Here is an 18,547-nt window from a genome sequence, read left to right as displayed (position 1 = left end):
GGGACCCGCCGGGGACACGGGAACTGATTTGCGATCGGAACCGGGTGGTCAGCGTACGGATGAGCCTGCCGGGACGGGAGAGAGTAGTGATGTTGGTCATCGGGTGCCCCGATGCGGGATACTGGACTCCGATCAATGCGTTCGATACCTGCGGTGGACGGGCCGTGGGTGCGTCGGTGAGCAGGTTCGCAGGAAGGGGAACGAGCATGGCGGCCATGAAGCCGCGGACGGGCGACGGCCCGCTCGAGGTGACCAAGGAGGGGCGGGGCATCGTCATGCGAGTACCGCTCGAGGGCGGCGGGCGGCTGGTGGTCGAACTGACGCCGGACGAGGCCGACGCTCTGGGCGAGGCCCTGAAGAAGGCCTGCGGCTGACGACCTCCTGGTCCCCAAGCGAGTAGCGCACCTGTGGCTCTGGCCCCGCACCCCCTCCGGGGGCCCGGGACCAGGGCCACAGCTGTGAGCGCTCACTCCCGCGAAGCCCCGCCCGCGCACCCGCACCCGCAGCTCGCGCATTCGCTGCCCGCGCGTCTCAGCGCCGCACCGCGCACAACAGTCCGTCACCGACCGGGAGCAGCGCACTCAGCAGGGTGTCGTGCTCCCGCACGGTCCGCACCAGATCCCTGGTCGCCATGTCGTCCAGCGCACTGACGGCCCCTTCGAAGCAGACCATTCCCCCAGGTCGCAGCAGGCGCAACGATTCAGCCAGGTAGTCCGGCGACTCCGCCGGATCGCCGTCGCAGAACACCAGGTCGTACTGCCCGTCCGCGAGCCGGGGCAGGACCTCCAGGGCGGCGCCGGGAATGCAGCGGGCCCGGCTGGGGGCGAAGCCGGCGTCCGAGAAGAGCTCGCGGGCCTGCCGCTGCAGCCCCGGCTGGATGTCGACGGTGGTCAGGATCCCGTCCGGGCGCATCCCGCGCAGCAGGCAGATGCCCGACACGCCCGCACCGGTGCCGATCTCCACCACCGAACGGGCGCCGACCGCCGCCGCCAGCACCGCCAGGGCCGCTCCGCTGGCCGGCGACACCGGACGCACCGTGGCCAGCTCGGACTGCCTGCGGGCGTACTGCAGCACCTCGTCCTCGACGGCGTAGGCATCGGCGAGGCGCGGGTCCGACGGCCCGTAGCCGGTGATGGCTGCTCCCTCTCCGGTTCTGTCCTGGTTCCGTGTCCATGTATTTCTGGCCACAGGTTAATGGGTCTTGAAGGAACCGGAGCGGGGCGCGGCCCGTTGGGAGGGGTGAGTGCGGCCGACCCCGCAGGTGGGTCGTATGGTGATTGGCTTTTATCCGGAGCTGACGGGTGAGGCGGATATGGTGGTGACCCTGCTTGGCAGAAGAGCCGATCGAGGAGGTGTGGCCGAGGGGGGCGCGGGTTCGCGGTACTTCCGCGGTCGTGCGTCGGCCCTGACGCCAAAGCCCGTGATGAGTGAGTCCAAGCCCGCACCCAGCGAGCGCGAGGCCGCAGAGCCCGCGCACAGTCCGCAGACCGCCTCCTTCGACGAGGCGAGCGCGGCCTCTGCCTGGACGCCTCCCAGCTGGGAGGAGATCGTCCAGACCCACAGCGCCCGGGTGTACCGGCTGGCCTACCGCCTGACGGGCAATCAGCACGACGCCGAGGACCTCACCCAGGAGGTCTTCGTCCGGGTGTTCCGTTCGCTGTCGACCTACACGCCCGGCACTTTCGAGGGCTGGCTGCACCGGATCACCACCAATCTCTTCCTGGACATGGTCCGCCGCAAGCAGCGGATCCGCTTCGACGCCCTGGCCGAGGACGCCGCCGAGCGGCTGCCCAGCCGTGAGCCCTCACCGGCCCAGCACTTCCACGACACCCACTTCGACGCCGACGTCCAGCAGGCGCTGGACACCCTCGCGCCCGAGTTCCGCGCCGCCGTGGTGCTCTGCGACATCGAGGGCCTCTCCTACGAGGAGATCGCCGCGACCCTGGGCGTGAAGCTCGGCACGGTCCGCAGCCGGATCCACCGCGGCCGGGCACATCTGCGCGCCGCCCTGCAGCACCGGGCGCCCGGTGCCGCCGAGGGCCGCGAGCGCCGGGCCGGCGCCGTCACCGAGCCGGGCGAGGTCGCCCTGTCCAGTGCCAGTGGTACGGACGAGTTCGCGGAACAGAGGCGGTCGCTGTGACCGAGCAGCCGCACCGCGCCCGCAGGCCCGAGGTCCTGGTCGAGCTGCGGGTGGACCGGTCCGCCGCAGCCCCGGCGGTCCAGGCCGTCGAGGAGCAGCACCTGGGGGACCGGCTGGCCGCCTTCATCGACGGCGAGCTGGACCACGACGGCCGGGAGCGGGTCCAGGCGCATCTGGCGACCTGTTCGGCCTGCCTCAGCCGGGCCGAGGAGGAGCGCCGGATCAAGAGCCGGATCGCGGCGGCGCTGCCGCCCGACCCCAGCGCCCTGTTCCTGGCCAAGCTGATGGGCATCGCCGGGGACGACGACGGCGACCGGCAGCCCCCGAGCGCCGGCGGCACCGGCCGCAGGGGCTTCGGCGGCTCCTCCTTCGGCGGTTCGAACTCCTTCGGCGGCGCCGACTCCTTCGGTGCCAACGGCTTCGGCAGCGGACGGTTCGGCAGCAATGCCCTCGGCGCCGACCACCCGGTACCCGGGGTGGACCCGCGGGCCGAGCGCGGCAGCCGGCTGTTCCAGAGCGAGCAGCGTCCGATCGCGGCCCGGCTGCGGGCGGGCTTCGCGCCCGGCGACAGCCGTCCGGAGAACCTCACCTCTCCGGAACCCACCCGCGAACAGACCGTGTCGCGCCCGTCCGCGGCGCGCGGCAGGCGCTTCGCCTTCGCCGCCGCCGGGGCCTTCTCGGTCGCCGCGGTCGCACTGGGCAGCGCCATCACCGGTGTGAGCTCGGCCGAGCCGACCGTGGACGAGCCCTACGGCAATGTCGCGCCGGTCGCCGACACGGCCGGCAGCACCGCCGGTGTCGACAACGCCCCCGGCGGCTACGGCCGCAACAGCGGGCAGCTGGCGTTCGGGGTCTCGGCGAACCTGCCCGGAGAGTTCTCCCAGCCGCTGGTCGTGCCGTCCGCCTCGGTCACCTCGGTGCCGGCCGCGGGCAGCGAACCGATGCTGCGTTCCGTCACGAGGTAGCCGTGGCGGTCGGTACGGCCGGGCCCGCCGGGACGGCGGGGTCGGTTCGTTACCGTGGCGACTCCACAACGCCGTTCGGACCTGGTTGACTGTCCCTCCCCAGCGGCGAAGCGGAGGGCGGTGCGCCGGATGGTGGTGGAGGTCGAGGCAGGGCACACCCCGGGTACGACCATGCCGCCCGACGTCCCGGAACAGGCCGCCGAGCCGGTCGCGGACCGGGCTGCGGACCGCTCTGCCGCTCCACCCGCGCCGCGCTGGTGGAGCCACCCGGACGGTCCCGGCGGACACGGCTTCCGGCTGGCACCGGACCCCGGGGCGCCGCCGCCCGGACCGTCCGACAGACCGTCAGCCGTCGTCCCGATCCGCCCGTCGGCCCCGCGCGACGGGCGCGCAGCGGGCTCCCGCGCCCCGCGCTCGACCCTGCACCAGTCGGTGCGGATCGCGGTGGGCGCGGTCGTCGCGGTGCTCTGCGCGGGCCTGCTGGGCGGCTGCATCGGGGCACTGGTCCAGGGCACCCGCCAGGGCGGGCGGATCACCCTGCAGTCGGCCAGCGAAGCACCGGTGCCGCGGTCGCCCGGAACCACCGCCAGCATCGTCCGCGCGGTGCTCCCCGGCGTGGTCTACCTCAGCGTCAGCGCCTCCGGGACCATGACCACCGGCACCGGCATCGTGCTGGACGGCGCCGGGCACATCCTCACCAACAACCATGTGGTCGCCCCGCTGGGCAGCGCCGGGCGCACCACCGTCACCTTCAGCACCGGACAGCGGCACCCGGCCGCGCTGGTGGGCCGTGACGTCGGCTCCGACCTGGCCGTGCTCCAGGTGAAGGGGGTCTCCGGGCTGCATCCGCTGGCGCTCGGCTCCGCCGATCGGATCGAGGTCGGCGACCCGGTGGTCGCCATCGGCGCGCCCTTCGGCCTGCAGGGCACCGTCACCTCGGGCATCGTCAGCGCCAGGGACCGCCCGCTGACCTCGGGCGGCACCAACTCCGGAGCGGGCCTGGCCTACCTGGACGCGTTGCAGACCGACGCCCCGATCAACCCGGGCAACTCCGGCGGTCCGCTGCTGGACGCCGCCGGCACCGTGGTCGGCGTCAACACGGCGATCCGCTCCGCGGACTCCGACAGCAGCGACCCCTTCGGCGTCACCGACGACAGCGGCAGCATCGGCCTGGGCTTCGCCATCCCGGTGGACCAGGCGATGCGGGTCGCCGAACAGCTGATCAACACCGGCCACGCCGGGCACACCGTGCTGGGCGCCACCGTGGACCTCACCTACCAGGGCGGCGCCGAGGTCACCGCCGTCGCGGGGCAGGGCGGGGCCGATCCGGCGCTGCGCCCCGGCGACGTCGTGGTCGCCCTCGACGGCGGTCCGGTGACCAGCGGTGACGACCTGGCGGCCCTGGTCCGCGGGCGCGCCCCCGGCGCCACCGTGGTCCTCACCGTCCTGCGCGACGGCCGGACCAGGGAACTCCCGGTGCCGCTGCACTCGACGCGGCGCGACGACGGGGCGAACACCGTGTGACATCGGGCCTGTGACATCAAGTGGGACCGCACACGTATGAGCGATATCGCGCCGGTGGCGACTACGCTGGTGCCGGTACGCCGCTCGGGGCCCACGAGCGGGTGACTTCACCTCCCAGGGGAGCCGCACGGTGTTCGACATAAGTCCATTCAAACTGGTGGCGCTGATTGTCCTCGCCGTGATCATCTTCGGCCCGGACAAGCTCCCCAAGCTGGTCGCCGACGCGATGGGGATCATCCGGAAGATCCGCGAGTTCTCCGACAGCGCCAAGGAGGACATCCGCAAGGAGCTGGGACCGGAGTTCAAGGACTTCGAGTTCGAGGACCTCAACCCCAAGACCTTCGTCCGCAAGCAGCTGGCGACGCACGGCGAGGAATTCGGGCTGAACGACCTCCAGGAGCTGAAGAACGGCTTCAGCAAGGACGCGGCCGCCGCGACCGCCGCGGTGAAGTCGGTCCGGTCCGACCCGCTGGCCAAGGTCGCCGACGACTCCGCCCCGCAGGTCGACATGGCCAAGCCGGAGAGCACCCCGGCGGCGGCCGAGCGGCCCGCGTACGACGTCGACGCGACCTGACGACGCCTCAACCCGATCCCGCCCCCGCTATTGTTCTGCTGCGACAGCACAGCCGAGCGGAAGCAGAGGGCCGAGATGGACACCACCAGCCAGACGGGGACGGCCGACGCCGTCGTCGACGGCTATCTGCGCGCGGACTTCCCCTGGTACAGCCTGGACGAGGCGTGGACCGGGAACCGCTGGCTCGCCCCGGTCGGCACGTCGCCCGACGGCACCGTGGACTACGGGTCCATCGGGCACGGCGACGAACCGGCGCGGAGCTACGGCAAGCAGGACCCGGCAGCCGAGTCGCGCCGCTACGCGGTCGTGGTGACGGTGGCCCGGCGGCCCGGACGCCGGCTCGGTGACGGCACCGGGATACTGGACGCCACCTCGGTCTCCTCGGCGGCATGGCTCGCCGGGTCGGGCCTGCTGGCAGCGACGGAGCTGGGCCCGATGGCCCGCGAGATGCGGCAGAACTGGCTGGACCAGCAGTCCACGCTCGCCTGGGACCTCGCGGACGACCTGGACGGCCCCGGCTGGTCCTCGCTCACCCTCCCGGTCAACGGCACCCCCCAGCCGTTCCGCTACCGCGAGTCCGAGTACGGCTGGGTGCTGGCGGGCGACGCGCCCGGGGTGCACCTGGGTGCGTACGGGCGTGGGGTCAGCGCTTACGCCTTGGGCTTCAGCACGGTCACCGACCTCGGTGGGTACACCGGCTAGTGACCGGGTGACGCGTCCTGCCTGGCTTGTCGCGCAGTTCCCCGCGCCCCTACAGGGGCGCGGGGAACTGCGCGAACAGGAACCATGCACCGAGGTGCCACCGCTCAGCGCGTCAGAACTTGTTGCGCGGGGTGATCCCCAAGGACAGGCCGGAAAGCCCCCGCTGGCGGTTCCCCAGCTTGGAGGCGATCCCCCGCAGAGCGACCCCCGCGGGGGAGTCGGGGTCGGTCAGGACGACCGGCTTGCCTTCGTCCCCGCCCTGGCGGAGCCGCACGTCGATGGGGATGCTGCCGAGGACCGGCACCTTGGTGCCGGTGGCCTGGGTGAGCGCGTCGGAGACGGTCTGCCCCCCGCCGGTGCCGAAGACGTCGACCATCTCGCCGCAGTGCGGACACGGCATCCCGGACATGTTCTCGATGACGCCGACGATGGTCTGGTGCGTCTGCAGCGCGATCGTCCCGGCCCGCTCGGCGACCTCCGCCGCCGCCTGCTGCGGGGTGGTGACGATCAGGATCTCCGCGTTGGGGACCAACTGCGCCACCGAGATGGCGATGTCACCGGTCCCCGGCGGCAGGTCCAGCAGCAGCACGTCCAGGTCGCCCCAGTAGACGTCGCCGAGGAACTGCTGCAGCGCGCGGTGCAGCATCGGCCCGCGCCACACCACCGGGGCGTTGCCCGGGGTGAACATGCCGATCGAGATGACCTTCACGCCGTGCGCCGACGGCGGCATGATCATGTTCTCGACCTGGGTCGGACGGCCGTCCACGCCCAGCATCCGCGGGATGCTGTGGCCGTAGATGTCGGCGTCGACCACGGCGACCTTCAGCCCGTCGGCGGCCAGCGCCGCCGCGAGGTTGACGGTCACCGAGGACTTGCCCACGCCGCCCTTGCCGGACGCGACCGCGTAGACGCGGGTGAGCGAACCCGGCTTGGCGAAGGGGATCTCCTTCTCGGCCTGGCCGCCGCGCAGCATCGAGGCCAGTTCCTGGCGCTGCTCGGTGCTCATCACGTCCAGCTCGACGGCGACCGAGGTGATGCCGGGGACCGCGCCCACGGCCTCGGTGACCCTGCTGGTGATGGTCTCCCGCATCGGGCAGCCGGAGACGGTGAGGTAGACGGCCACCCTGGCGGCGCCGTCCTCGTCGATCTCCACCGATTTGACCATGCCCAGCTCGGTGATGGGCCGGTGGATCTCCGGGTCCTGCACCGTCCCGAGGGCCGTGCGCACGGACTCCTCGAGGGCGGTTGTCTGCGTATCGGAAGCCATGCACTGATGGTACGACGCAGCCGACGCGGCCCCGACCGGCCCGGCGGGTGCAGCCGGTCACAGCGACGTCAGCCTGCAGCCTCGTCGGGTTCGCTCGGCGTCCGGTTCTCCAGTTCCTTGAGCAGGGTCTGCAGTTCGGAGCGGAGGAAGTCACGGGTCGCCACCTCGCCCAGGCCGTGCCGGAGTGCGGCCACCTCCCGGGTCAGGTACTCGGTGTCGGCGACGTTGCGCTCGGTCCTGGCCCGGTCCTGCTCCATGTTGACCTTGTCCCGGTCGTCCTGCCGGTTCTGCGCGAGCAGGATCAGCGGGGCGGCGTAGGAGGCCTGCAGCGAGAGCACCAGGGTCAGGAAGATGAAGGGGTACTCGTCGAAGCGCCAGGAGCGCGGAGCGGCGATGTTCCAGCCCACCCAGAGCAGGATGAGCAGCGTCATCCAGACCAGGAAGCGGCCGGTCCCCAGGAAGCGGGCGATCCGTTCGGACAGCCGCCCGAAGGCGTCCGAGTCCGGGCTGGGCAGGGTGACGAAGCTGCGGCGGCGCTGCGGCTGGTCCAGCCGGTTGCGGCGGCGGTCCTCGCTGCCGCGCTCCTGGGTGCGCCGACCGTCCGCCTCGCGGGGCCGCTGTCCGGCCGTCTCGCGCAGTCGCTGGTCCCGGCGCTCGCGGAGGTTCCTCAGGTCGCGGCGGTCACCGGCCATCGGTGGTCACCCCCTCCGGGACGCGGTCGTGCTCGGAGTCGTCGTCGTGCAGCGCCGACTCGCGCCAGTCGTCGGGCAGCATGTGGTCCAGCACGTCGTCGACGGTCACCGCGCCCAGCAGGTGGTCGTGCTCGTCCACCACCGGGGCGGCGACCATGTTGTAGGTCGCCAGGTAGTGGGTGATCCGGTCCAGCACGGCGTCGGGGGAGAGTGCGTCCAGGTCGCCGTCGACGATGGCGCCCAGCAGCGTGTAGGGGGGCTCCCTGAGCAGCTTCTGGAAGTGCACCAGGCCCAGGTAGATGCCGGTCGGCGTCTCCGTCGGCGGCCGGCACACATACACCTGCGCGGCCTGGGCCGGCTTGAGGTCGGAGACCCGGATCCGGGCGAGCGCCTCGGCGACGGTGGCGTCCGGCTCCAGCACGATCGGCTCGGTGGTCATCAGCCCGCCGGCGGTGCGCTCGGCGTAGGTGAGCAGGCGTCGGACCGGCGCGGCCTCCTCCGGCTCCATCAGCTGCAGCAGCCGTTCGGCGTCGTCCTCGGGCAGCTCCGACAGCAGGTCGGCGGCGTCGTCCGGGTCCATCGCCTCCAGCACGTCGGCGGCGCGCTCCTGGTGCAGCGCGCCCAGGATCGCCACCTGGTCGTCCTCCGGCAGCTCCTCCATGACATCGGCGAGCCGCTCGTCGTCCAGCGCGGCGGCCACCTCGGAGCGGCGCTTGGCGGAGAGGTGGTGCAGCACATTGGCGAGGTCGGCCGGGCGCAGCTGCTCGAACGTGGCCAGCAGGTTGGCCGCGCCCTGGTCCTCCTCGCGCAGCGCGAAGCCGGTGACGGCGGACCAGTCCACGGTCAGCGTCTCGCCCTTGCGCCGGAGCCTGCCACCCTTGCCCTTCTCCACGAAGACCTTGTCGATCTCCCACTCGCGGTTGCGGGTCTGCACCATCGCCACGTCCAGCACCGTGACGGTCTCGCCTGCCTCGCCGTTGGGGCCGCTGGTGCGCAGGGCGACCCGGCGGTCCAGCAGCTCGGCCAGCACCAGGGTCTCGGTGGGCCGCTGCTCGAAGCGGCGCATGTTTATCACGCCGGTGGTGATGACCTGGCCCGACTCCAGGCTGGTGACCCGGTTCATCGGCAGGAAGACCCGGCGTTTGCTGACCACCTCCACGGCGAAGCCGAGCACGCGCGGGGGCCGTCCGCCCAGCCGCAGGCTCACTACGAGGTCGCGGATCCGCCCCACCTGGTCGCCCGACGGGTCGAACACCGCCATGCCTGCGAGGTGCGAGATGAACACGCGGGAGGAGGCTCCGGTCATCTGCCTTTCCTGCCTGTCGCTGTTGCAGTCCAGGTCGTGCCGCGCCCGGGGGTGGCACGGTCTGGACATGCCACAGATTACCGGCGGCGAACAGGTGCTGCTGCCCTGCTCAATCCTCTGACAGGACAGTCATACCGCACTCATGACTGCTCAGGCTCGTTTCTGCCGACGGTGGCGTTCCGCCGGCGGCGGCGCCCGAAGAGGAGCCTCGGCAGCGCGGCCGGAACCGGTTGCCGGGTGGTCGCCGGGGTCGGCACCGGCGCGGCGGCGTGCGAGCCGTCCGGCATCGAGCCGGGGCCGGCCACGCTCGCGCCCACCGCGACCAGCCGCAGCACCCGGGACTCGGCGGCCCAGCGGTCGGTCACGGTGGCGTGGTCGGGGGAGTTCAGCCGCTTGGCCTTCAGTTCCTCGACCGCGGCCGTCCAGGCCTCGCTGTGCGGCGGCAGCTCCTCCACCCGGACCGGCCAGGCCACCAGCCGGCCGCCCTTGTCCTTGCTGCGCGCGGTCAGCACCGTGGACTGCCCGTCCACGAGCCCGTGCAGCGGCTGCTCGGCCCCCTCGCCGACCACGGTCACCGCCCCGTCGTGCCACACCTGCCACAACGGCCGCTCGGTCCGGTCGGGGAGCTGGACCCACAGCAGCCCGGACTTCTTCGCCGACTCCTCCACCAGAGCCCGGTCCAGCAGCTCCACCCGCACCTCAGTCATGCGCTGAGCTTATGGCGTCCACGCCCTGATACCCCTTCGCCCGGGGAGCGTCAGTCCCATACCATCGTCATGCCCCTTACTGGGAGCGGGCCAGCAGCCGAGGAGCGCCGTGCAGACGACCAGCGCAGTCACCACCGACGCGCCGCCGCCCCCGCCGTCCGCGCACCCGGACCTCTCCACCGTGCCCAGGATCGACTTCCTGCTGCTGGCCCTCGCGGTCAGCGGGGTCGCCTTCTCCGCGCCGCTGATCACCGCGACCGCGGCCCCCGCCGTCGCCATCGCGTTCTGGCGCAACTGCATCGCCACCGGCGTGCTCTCGCCGATCGCGCTGCTGCGGCACCGCGCCGAACTGCGGGCGATGAGCCGGCGGACGGTGCTTCTCTGCCTGGCCGCGGGCGCCTTCCTGGCGCTGCACTTCGCCATGTGGCTGCCCAGCCTGCGGATGACCTCGATCGCCTCCTCGACCGCACTGTGCACGGTCACCCCGCTGTGGACCACGCTCTACCTGCGGCTGCGCGGCCACCACATCCCGCGGATGGTCTGGATCGGCTCGGCCACCGCCTTCGCCGGGGTGCTGGTCCTCACCGGCGTGGACTTCAGCACCGACACCCGGGCGCTGGCCGGCGACGCCTTGGCGCTGGGCGCGGGGATGGCGGCCTCCGGCTACTTCCTGCTCGGCAGCGAGGTCCGCAGGACGGCCAGCACCATCGCCTACACCTATGTCTGCTACGCCACCACGGCGGTCCTGCTGCTGGTCGCCTGCGTGGCCTCGGGCCAGGCGCTGACCGGCTACAGCGGCTCGACCTGGCTGAAGATCGTGCTGCTCACCGGCGCGGCCCAGTTCCTCGGACACTCCCTCAGCAACCGTGTGGTGCGCACCCTCGGGCCCTCGCTGGTGTCCACCGCCATCCTGATGGAGACCCCGGGCGCCGCCCTGATCGGTGCGGTCTGGCTGGGCCAGATGCCGCCGGTGGCGGTCTACCCGGCGGTGGGCCTGGTGCTGATCGGACTGCTCGTCGTGATCCGCGGCCAGCGCAGGACGTAGGGTTGTCGTCCATGTCCCACGACGCAGTCCTCACCGCCGTCGAAGCACGGTTGACCAGTACCTTCGGCGAGCCGGACGCCCGCGCCGCGGTCACCTTCCTGGGGGCCGACCGGATCGAGGTGCTGCGGTTCCACGACGCGGACGGCCTGGTCCGCTACGCCACCCTGGGCATGTCGGCGGCGCCGATGGCCGATCCGACCAGCGTGGTCGCCGATCCGGTCGCCGGCCCCCGCGCCGAGCTGGTGTTCACCGTGCGCGGCGGCCGTGACGAGGTGCTGCGTCCGCTGGCCACGCTGGCGGCTTCGCCGCAGGTCGAGGGCCTGGTGGTGGCCCCGGGCGCCTCGCTGGATCTGGGTGCGCCGCTGTGGGAGGGGGCACCCTTCACCTCGTTCCTGGTCGCCGAGCCCGGCGGGCTGGTCGAGGACCTGGAGCTCCCCGAGCCGGCCGACCCGGTCCACTTCCTGCCGCTGCTGCCGATGACCCCCAACGAGGCCGCGCACAAGCGGGTGCACGGCGCCGCCGAACTCCAGGAGCGCTGGCTCCGCCACGGTACGGATCTGCGCGACCCGCTGCGGCGCGGGGTGCCCCTCGACTGAGGTGGTTTCTGACGCGTCTTCGGCTGCGGACCGTAGCGGGCTTGTCGCGCAGTTCCCCGCGCCCCCAGGGGTCTGCAACTGGCTCAGTTGCACAATCCAGGGGCGCGGGGAACTGCGCGACAAGCCATGCAGACGCCGCACCCCCGAACGGACAGAGGGGCTTCAGGCCGTAACCGGCTTACCCCCCGTAGCGCGAGCGACGATCGCTTCGTAGACCTCGGGCGCAGTCGTGTTCGCGCCCAACCGCACCGCCTTGCGACTGCCGTGGTAGTCGCTGGAGCCGGTCACCAGCAGGCCGAGATCGGCCGCCAGCCCGCGCAGCTGTCCGCGGGTCTCCTCGTCGTGGTCCATGTGGTCCACCTCCAGCCCGCCCAGCCCGGCCGCCGCCAGATCCGCGATGACCTGCTCGGAGACGGTGCGGCCGCGCTTGACCGCACCGGGGTGGGCGAACACGGTGACCCCGCCGGCCGCCCGCACCAGCCGGACCGCCTCGAACGGGTCGAACTCCCGCTTGCGGACGTCCGCCCGGCCGCCGTTGGCCAGCCACTCCGCGGTGAACGCCGCGTCCACCGAGGGCACCACCCCGGCCTCCACCAGCGCGCTCGCCACATGCGGACGGCCCACCGCCCCGCTGCCGGCGATCCGCCGGACCTGCTCCCAGCTGATCGGCGCGCCCAGCTCCCGGCAGCGCTCGGTCATCGCCTCGGCCCGGCGGAACCGGTCGGTGCGCACCAGCTCGCGCTCCCGGGTGAGTTCGGCGTCCTCGGGGTCGAAGAGGTAGGCCAGCATGTGCATCGAGATGCCCTCGACGTGGCAGGACAGCTCGGCGCCTGTGACCAGCGTCAGCGGCGTCCCGGCCAGTGCCGCGGTCGCCTCGGCGTAGCCGGAGACGGTGTCGTGGTCGGTGAGCGCGACGACGTCCAGCCCTGCGGCGACCGCATGGCCCACCAGCTCGGCGGGGCTGTCGGTGCCGTCGGAGGCAGAGCTGTGGGTGTGCAGGTCGATGCGCACGTGCGGTACTCCTCAATCCGGGGACGCCCCCGAGCTTAGAGTGCCGCTCTGTGCGACCAGGGTCCTGCGTGACCGGGGCCCGGTACGACCGGGGCCCCGTGCGGCTACGGTCCGAGCAGCCGGGGCGAGATCGCACCGCACGGCAGCAGCTCGATCTCGGCTCCCGCGTCGCGCAGGTCCGTGAGCACCAGTTCGTCGTACATCAGCAGGCCGCTGCGCTCCGGCCAGGCCACCGCCCACAGCCACAGCCCGCGGGCCTCGCCCACGAACACGGCCCGGTCGTCAGGGGTGCCGGACACGTGCCAGAGCGCGGTGGGCCGCCCCGCGGCCAGCACCTTGGCGTGCGGGGGCTTGTCGACGGCGATGGCGTCGCCGGGGTCGGGGCCGGGCAGCCCGGCGAAGCGGGCGCCGAGGCCGACGCCGATCTCCTCGGCCACCAGGACCAGTTCGCCGGGGCCGCCGAGCGGTCCGGGGCCCGAGCAGGCGACGGCGGTGGCGCGGGCGCCTGACAGGTCGTCACCCGCGTGGGCGATACCGGTGAACAGCCAGCCGACCGGCAGCGGCCAGGGCATCCACACCGGGACCTCGGCCCGGGCGACGGCGACGGAGAGGGCCTGCACGCTGGGGGGCACCACGGGTTGCAGCGGATGCACGGTGCCGTGCGCGTCGCACTGCCAGGTATCGGTGAACAGTCCTGGGGCGCGGACACGGCCCCCGCACCTCGGGCAACTGGGCTCGCCCCTCATGCTGCCCAACGGTCCTCCCTCCCGACCGGCCAGTCAAGGACGATCACCCGCACGGTGGGTATTCGTTGCACTCTACAACTAGATAGATGTATGATGAATCTAAATCGCAGGGCGAGGCCGGAGACAAGCAGGAGGCGGGTCGTGGGAAGTCCACAGACACTGACCGGATTCCAGGAGCACGAACGGGAGCGGAGCAGCATCCTGCGCCAGCCCATGGCGGTCTGGGCCACGGCGGGCGCCGCGGTCGTCGCCTTCATGGGCATCGGCCTGGTCGACCCGATCCTGCCGTCCATCGCCAAGGGCCTGAACGCCGACGCCGGCCAGGTGTCGCTGCTGTTCACCAGCTACTTCCTGGTGACCGCGGTGGCCATGCTGATCACCGGCTGGGTGTCCAGCCGGATCGGCGGCAAGAAGACCCTGCTGATCGGGCTCGCCCTGGTGGTGGTGTTCGCGGCGCTGGCCGGCACCTCCGGCAGCGTCGGCGAGCTGGTCGGCTTCCGGGCCGGCTGGGGCCTCGGCAACGCCCTGTTCGTCTCCACCTCGCTCGCCGTCATCGTCGGCGCGGCCGCGGGCGGGAGTGAATCGGCCATCCTGCTCTACGAGTCGGCGCTCGGCCTGGGCATGGCCTGCGGTCCGCTGCTGGGCGCGGTGCTCGGCAACATGAAGTGGCGCTACCCCTTCTTCGGGACCGCGACGCTGATGGCCGTCGGCTTCGTCGCCATCTCCTTCCTGCTGAAGGAGCAGCCGAAGCCCGCGCGCAGGACGCGCCTCTCCGAGCCGCTGCGCGCCCTCGGCCACAAGGGTCTGGCCTCCACCGCCGCCAGCGCCTTCTTCTACAACTACGCGTTCTTCACCGTGCTGGCGTTCTCCCCGTTCGTGCTGGACATGAGCCCGTACCGCAGCGGCGGGGTGTTCTTCGCCTGGGGTGTGCTGCTGGCGCTCTGCTCGGTGTTCGCCGCCCCGCGGCTGCAGGACCGCTTCGGCTCGCTGAAGGTGCTGGGCACCTCGCTGGTCCTGCTCGCGGCCGACCTGCTGCTGCTCGGCTACGGCTCGCACACCGCGGCGATCGTCGCCACCGTCCTGTCCGGTGCCTTCATCGGGATGAACAACACCGTCTACACGGAGCTGGCGCTGGAGGTCTCCGACGCCCCGCGCCCGGTGGCCTCGGCCGGATACAACTTCGTCCGCTGGTTCGCCGCGGCCGCGGCGCCGTTCATCGCCCCCAAGCTCGCCGACCACGTGAACATCCACATGCCCTTCGTGGTGGCCGCCGCTGCCGCGGTGCTGGCCATGGCCGTGGTCGCGGTCCAGCGCCGGCACCTGCGGCACGACGCCCGGGAGCTGGTGGCGGCCTCCGCCCCGGCCGGCGCCCTCACCGACGAGCTGGCGGCGCAGCCGTCCTGACCCGTGTCCGTCCGGACGCGCCCGATCCGGACGCGAGAGTGCCCCGCAGACACCGCTCGGTCTGCGGGGCACTTGCTGTCGGTTCCGGTCAGGACGCCTGTTCGTGCGGGCGGATGTAGATCCGTTCCCCGGTTGCGGCGGCGTCCTCGACCATGGCGCGGACGGTGTCCGCGTCCGCGATGAGGGGCTCCGGTGTACTGCCGTCGGTGTCGCTCAGACGCACGATCTCAAAACGCATGGGCCTCTCCCTTCCTTGCCTACTATGCAGCGCAGCTGCTTCGCGACGATTGCCCATCCGTTAATCCCCGGTGTCGGACCGAGTGGCCCCGAGTGGGCTCCGGTGCCCAGGGGATGTGGCGGAGGGAAGTGATGGGCGCGCACGGTGTGCAGTCTGGTCAAACGAGAATGCCGGGTAAAGATATTCCGGCCGACAGAACTTTACTGAAAGTCGCCGAATCTGTCGCGACGGATTCAGTCCGTGAGCACTCTCTTACGGTCGGAGAATGCTTTCTGGCGGAGTATCAGTTGACGCTCAGCCAGAAATCGGCCAGGGCCGCCGCTGTGGCGCCGGGCTGCTCGGCGTTGGGCGAGTGCCCGGCACCGGGGATCCGGACGTACCCGGCGCCCAGTCGCTCCGCCATGCCGGCCTGCTCGGTCACCGGCCAGGCGTAGTCCTCCTCGCCGGACAGCACCAGGGTGGGAAGCCCGGCCGCGGCCAGGTCGTCCACCCGGTCCGGCTCGACGGTCAGCTGCCGGCCCGTCACGGCCAGCGCCTCGGGGATGTTCGCCAGCCACCGGCGGTGCAGGAAGTCCTCGATCTCCGGCGGCAGTTGCTGCTCGACGCCGGCCTCCCGGTCCATCTCCCGCATCGCCTGCCAGATCGACTCCAGGTCCATCAGCGGCAGCACCGAGACCAGCAGTTCGGCCCGCTTCCCCTCCTCGGCGGCGACCGGGCCGGGGCCGGTGCTCATCAGCGTCAGCGAACTCCACGGCAGCGACTCCGGGGTGCTGCCGCCGAGCAGCACGGCCTCGCGGACGACATATCCGCCGAAGGAGTGCCCCAGCAGGTGCAGCGGCCCGGTCGCGCCGGGCAGCAGGCCGCTGACGGCCTCGGTGACCGCCAGCAGGTCCAGCGCCAGCAGTTCCAGGGCGTAGGCGGCCGGGTCGGCCGGACCGCCGGTCTGGTACTGGCCCCGCTGGTCCACCGCGACGACCTGGAAGCCGGCCTCGGTCAGCGGCTCCAGCAGCGCGATGAAGTCCTCCTTGCTGCCGGTGAAGCCGGGGACCAGCAGCGCGGTGCCCCGGGGCGACCCGCTCGGCGGCATGCTGTGCAGGGCGGCGAACTCGCCGCGGGCGGTCGCCAGCCGGATGCTGCGGGCCGAGGCGGGCAGGGTGAGGAACGGGGGCGTGCTCACTGCGGTCTCCATCCGGTCCGGCCTGCGGGAATGCACCTGGTCGTGCGCTCCGACCCTATCGGCCGCAGATGACGGCCACGTGGCGGGACGGGAACGGGGACGGGCGCGGACAGGAGTACCTGTCCGCGCCCGTCCCTGTCGGTGCGCCTGTGCTGCCTGCGGCTAGCGCAGCCCGGCGGCCTCGGCCGCGGCCGTGGCGGCTGCGGCGTCGGCCAGGCGCTCACTGCGACGGCGGCGGCGCTGCGGTGCGACCTCGTCCGCGGCGGTGGTGGCGGCCGGTGCGGCGGCGGAGGTGCGCCGGCGCGGGGCCGGAACCTCGGCCGGGGTCGGCACCTCGACCGCGCCCGCGGGGCGGGCTGCCCGGCGGCGGGTCCGCGGCGCGGGCGCCTCGGTGGCCACGGTGCCGGACACCTCGACAGCGGTGGCTGCGGCCTCCACCACGGTCGCTGCGGCCTTCGTGGTGGAGCGGCGCCGACGCGGCGCGGGCGCCTCGGCGGCGGGCTCGGCAGCGGTGCCGGTGGCGCTCTCGACGGCCTCGGCCGGAACCTCGGCGCTGACCGAGCTGCGCCGGCGCCGGCGCGGGGCCGGGGCCTCGGCCGGGGCCTCGACCGCCGGGACGGCCTCGACGGTCGTGTCGGCGACCGCCTCGACCGCGGCCTTGGCGGTGCTGCGGCGGCGGCGCGGGGCGGCCTCCTCGGCCGGTGCCTCGGCGGGAGCCTCAGCCGGCGCCTCGACGGCGGGGGCCTCGGCGGCGGCAGCCGTACGGCGACGGCGGGTGCGCGGCGCGGGGGCCTCGGCGGCGGGAGTCTCAGCTGCGGGGGTCTCGACGGCCGGTGCCTCGGCGGTGGGGGTCCCGGCGAGGGTCTCCACCGTCTCCACGGCCTCGGCGGCCTTGCCGGTGCGGCGCGGTCTCCTCGGTCACGGCGGTCACGGCGTCGGCCGGAGCCTCGGCCACGGGCGCCGCAGCGGCGGTTCCGACCGTCTCGACGACCTGCACGGCGTCGGCGGCACCGCCACGGGTGCGGCGCCGCGAGCGCTCACGGCGCGGACGCGCCTCCTCGGCCGGGGCCTCGGCAGCGGCGGGACGACGGCTGTCGCCGCGACCGCCCCCGTCCCGGCCGCCGCGCCCGGTGGCACCGCGGTCGGCGGACTTGCGGCCGCCGCCCGGCTCGCCCAGGTCCTCGATCGCCTCGGCGCCCAGACCCGCGCGGGTGCGGTCGGCCCGGGGCAGCACGCCCTTGGTGCCGGGGGCGATGTGCAGCAGCTCGTACAGGTGCGGCGAGGTGGAGTAGGTCTCCTCCGGCTCGCCCAGGCCCAGGCTCAGCGCCTTGTTGATCAGCGCCCAGCGGGGCATGTCGTCCCAGTCGACCAGGGTCACCGCGGTGCCGGAGGCGCCGGCGCGGCCGGTGCGGCCGATGCGGTGCAGGTAGGTCTTCTCGTCCTCGGGGCACTGGTAGTTCATGACGTGGGTGACGCCCTCGACGTCGATGCCGCGGGCGGCCACGTCGGTGCAGACCAGGACGTCGACCTTGCCGTTGCGGAAGGCGCGCAGCGCCTGCTCGCGCGCTCCCTGGCCCAGGTCGCCGTGGACCGCGCCGGCCGCGAAGCCGCGCTGGGTCAGCTGGTCGGCGACGTCGGCGGCGGTCCGCTTGGTCCGGCAGAAGATCATCGCCAGGCCGCGGCCCTCGGCCTGCAGGATCCGGGAGACCAGCTCCACCTTGTCCAGCGAGTGGGCCCGGAAGATGTGCTGCTCGACCGAGGCCACGGTGGCGCCGGTGTCGTCGGGGGCGGCGGCCCGGATGTGGGTGGGCTGGCTCATGTAGCGGCGGGCGAGGCTGATGACCTGGCCCGGCATGGTGGCCGAGAACAGCATGGTCTGCCGCTTGGCCGGGAGCATGGTCATGATCTTCTCGACGTCGGGCAGGAAGCCCAGGTCGAGCATCTCGTCCGCCTCGTCGAGCACCAGGCAGCGCACGGCGGAGAGGTCCAGCTTGCGCTGGCGGGCCAGGTCGAGCAGCCGGCCCGGGGTGCCGACGACCACGTCGACGCCCTTCTGCAGCGCCTCGACCTGCGGCTCGTAGGCCCGGCCGCCGTAGATGGCGAGGACCCGGACGTTGCGGACCTTGCCGGCCGTCTGCAGGTCGTTGGTGACCTGGGTGCACAGCTCGCGGGTCGGCACCACGACCAGGGCCTGCGGCGAGCTGGGCAGCTCGGCGGCGGTGGTGCGCCCGGCGTCGACGTCGGCGAGGACGCGCACCCGGTCGATGATGGGAAGGCCGAAGCCCAGGGTCTTGCCGGTACCGGTCTTGGCCTGCCCGATGACGTCGTGGCCGCTGAGGGCGACCGGGAGGGTCATCTCCTGGATCGGGAAAGCTTCAATGATGCCGACGGCCTCGAGGGCCTCTGCTGTCTCGGGCAGGAGCCCGAGCTCTCGGAACGTAGTCAGGACGATG

Annotated in this window: 20 protein-coding genes; 9 read left to right on the top strand and 11 right to left on the bottom strand. The window is 72.9% G+C overall.

Annotated elements, in window-relative coordinates; translation table 11 throughout:
- Positions 1-206: 206 nt before the first annotated feature.
- Complete coding sequence (locus tag IF29_RS45155) at positions 207-374, top strand: DUF3117 domain-containing protein (protein ID WP_107101321.1); 168 nt, start codon at positions 207-209, stop codon at positions 372-374.
- 157 nt (positions 375-531) lie between these two features.
- Here the strand turns inward: IF29_RS45155 and IF29_RS0122015 are convergent, their stop codons facing one another.
- Positions 532-1,134: an O-methyltransferase gene (locus IF29_RS0122015; RefSeq protein WP_037596146.1), complete on the bottom strand. Its 603-nt coding sequence runs from the start codon at positions 1,132-1,134 to the stop codon at positions 532-534.
- 289 nt (positions 1,135-1,423) lie between these two features.
- On the opposite strand from IF29_RS0122015, the gene sigE reads away from it, so the two are divergent.
- The 5 genes from sigE (at position 1,424) to IF29_RS0121990 (ending at position 5,905) form a co-directional block, all read left to right on the top strand.
- The gene (sigE, locus tag IF29_RS0122010; RefSeq protein ID WP_051725644.1) at positions 1,424-2,140 is read left to right on the top strand and encodes an RNA polymerase sigma factor SigE; all 717 of its coding nucleotides are present in this window, start codon (positions 1,424-1,426) and stop codon (positions 2,138-2,140) included.
- On the top strand, positions 2,137-3,105 hold the full coding sequence (locus IF29_RS43780; RefSeq protein ID WP_051725642.1) for an anti-sigma factor family protein: 969 nt from the start codon (positions 2,137-2,139) through the stop codon (positions 3,103-3,105). The genes sigE and IF29_RS43780 overlap by 4 nt, the downstream gene beginning before the upstream one ends.
- Positions 3,106-3,234: 129 nt before the next feature.
- Positions 3,235-4,629, top strand: coding sequence for a S1C family serine protease (locus IF29_RS0122000; protein ID WP_157623865.1), 1,395 nt, complete (start codon positions 3,235-3,237; stop codon positions 4,627-4,629).
- A 130-nt stretch (positions 4,630-4,759) separates the two neighbouring features.
- On the top strand, positions 4,760-5,203 hold the full coding sequence (locus IF29_RS0121995) for a sec-independent translocase (protein ID WP_030257674.1): 444 nt from the start codon (positions 4,760-4,762) through the stop codon (positions 5,201-5,203).
- Positions 5,204-5,278: 75 nt separating this feature from the next.
- A complete protein-coding gene (locus IF29_RS0121990) occupies positions 5,279-5,905 on the top strand; it encodes a hypothetical protein (RefSeq protein WP_030257671.1) in 627 nt (208 codons plus the stop codon).
- Positions 5,906-6,017: 112 nt separating this feature from the next.
- Here IF29_RS0121990 and IF29_RS0121985 read toward each other — a convergent pair whose 3' ends face one another.
- From IF29_RS0121985 to IF29_RS0121970, 4 genes are all read right to left on the bottom strand, one after another.
- On the bottom strand, positions 6,018-7,172 hold the full coding sequence (locus tag IF29_RS0121985) for an Mrp/NBP35 family ATP-binding protein (RefSeq protein ID WP_030257669.1): 1,155 nt from the start codon (positions 7,170-7,172) through the stop codon (positions 6,018-6,020).
- Between the two features lie 68 nt (positions 7,173-7,240).
- Positions 7,241-7,864 (bottom strand): DUF1003 domain-containing protein, encoded by a 624-nt coding sequence (locus IF29_RS0121980; RefSeq protein ID WP_063757560.1) that lies wholly within the window; start codon positions 7,862-7,864, stop codon positions 7,241-7,243.
- On the bottom strand, positions 7,854-9,170 hold the full coding sequence (locus IF29_RS0121975) for a magnesium transporter MgtE N-terminal domain-containing protein (RefSeq protein ID WP_030257665.1): 1,317 nt from the start codon (positions 9,168-9,170) through the stop codon (positions 7,854-7,856). The genes IF29_RS0121980 and IF29_RS0121975 overlap by 11 nt, the downstream gene beginning before the upstream one ends.
- 140 nt (positions 9,171-9,310) lie before the next feature.
- Positions 9,311-9,877, bottom strand: coding sequence for a hypothetical protein (locus tag IF29_RS0121970; RefSeq protein WP_037596051.1), 567 nt, complete (start codon positions 9,875-9,877; stop codon positions 9,311-9,313).
- Positions 9,878-9,986: 109 nt separating this feature from the next.
- On the opposite strand from IF29_RS0121970, the gene IF29_RS0121965 reads away from it, so the two are divergent.
- Complete coding sequence (locus IF29_RS0121965; protein ID WP_037596048.1) at positions 9,987-10,922, top strand: DMT family transporter; 936 nt, start codon at positions 9,987-9,989, stop codon at positions 10,920-10,922.
- Positions 10,923-10,933: 11 nt separating this feature from the next.
- Complete coding sequence (locus IF29_RS0121960) at positions 10,934-11,518, top strand: suppressor of fused domain protein (RefSeq protein ID WP_030257656.1); 585 nt, start codon at positions 10,934-10,936, stop codon at positions 11,516-11,518.
- Between the two features lie 162 nt (positions 11,519-11,680).
- On the opposite strand, the gene IF29_RS0121955 is transcribed toward IF29_RS0121960, so the two are convergent.
- Positions 11,681-12,529 carry a PHP domain-containing protein gene (locus IF29_RS0121955; RefSeq protein WP_030257653.1) on the bottom strand — a complete coding sequence of 283 codons (849 nt, stop codon included), beginning with the start codon at positions 12,527-12,529 and terminating at the stop codon, positions 11,681-11,683.
- A 104-nt stretch (positions 12,530-12,633) separates the two neighbouring features.
- On the bottom strand, positions 12,634-13,275 hold the full coding sequence (locus IF29_RS0121950) for a DUF6758 family protein (protein ID WP_030257651.1): 642 nt from the start codon (positions 13,273-13,275) through the stop codon (positions 12,634-12,636).
- A gap of 213 nt (positions 13,276-13,488) precedes the next feature.
- On the opposite strand from IF29_RS0121950, the gene IF29_RS0121945 reads away from it, so the two are divergent.
- Positions 13,489-14,679, top strand: a complete 1,191-nt coding sequence (locus IF29_RS0121945) for an MFS transporter (RefSeq protein ID WP_232242373.1) — start codon at positions 13,489-13,491, stop codon at positions 14,677-14,679.
- Positions 14,680-14,767: 88 nt separating this feature from the next.
- Here IF29_RS0121945 and IF29_RS46950 read toward each other — a convergent pair whose 3' ends face one another.
- The 4 genes from IF29_RS46950 to IF29_RS45150 form a co-directional block, all read right to left on the bottom strand.
- Entirely contained in the window at positions 14,768-14,917 is a 150-nt protein-coding gene (locus tag IF29_RS46950) for a hypothetical protein (protein ID WP_198037527.1), read from the bottom strand.
- A gap of 283 nt (positions 14,918-15,200) precedes the next feature.
- Positions 15,201-16,094, bottom strand: a complete 894-nt coding sequence (locus IF29_RS0121935) for an alpha/beta fold hydrolase (RefSeq protein WP_030257646.1) — start codon at positions 16,092-16,094, stop codon at positions 15,201-15,203.
- Positions 16,095-16,256: 162 nt separating this feature from the next.
- Positions 16,257-16,973, bottom strand: a complete 717-nt coding sequence (locus IF29_RS49060) for a hypothetical protein (RefSeq protein ID WP_030257644.1) — start codon at positions 16,971-16,973, stop codon at positions 16,257-16,259.
- The gene (locus IF29_RS45150) at positions 16,903-18,450 is read right to left on the bottom strand and encodes a DEAD/DEAH box helicase (protein ID WP_063757559.1); all 1,548 of its coding nucleotides are present in this window, start codon (positions 18,448-18,450) and stop codon (positions 16,903-16,905) included. Before IF29_RS45150 ends, IF29_RS49060 begins: the two co-directional genes overlap by 71 nt.
- Between the last annotated feature and the right edge of the window lie 97 nt (positions 18,451-18,547).

Origin of the sequence: Streptacidiphilus jeojiense (genome assembly GCF_000719095.1) — a bacterium.
GTDB classification, from domain to species: Bacteria; Actinomycetota; Actinomycetes; order Streptomycetales; family Streptomycetaceae; genus Streptacidiphilus; species Streptacidiphilus jeojiensis.
This window is presented reverse-complemented; position numbering and strand designations above follow the sequence as displayed.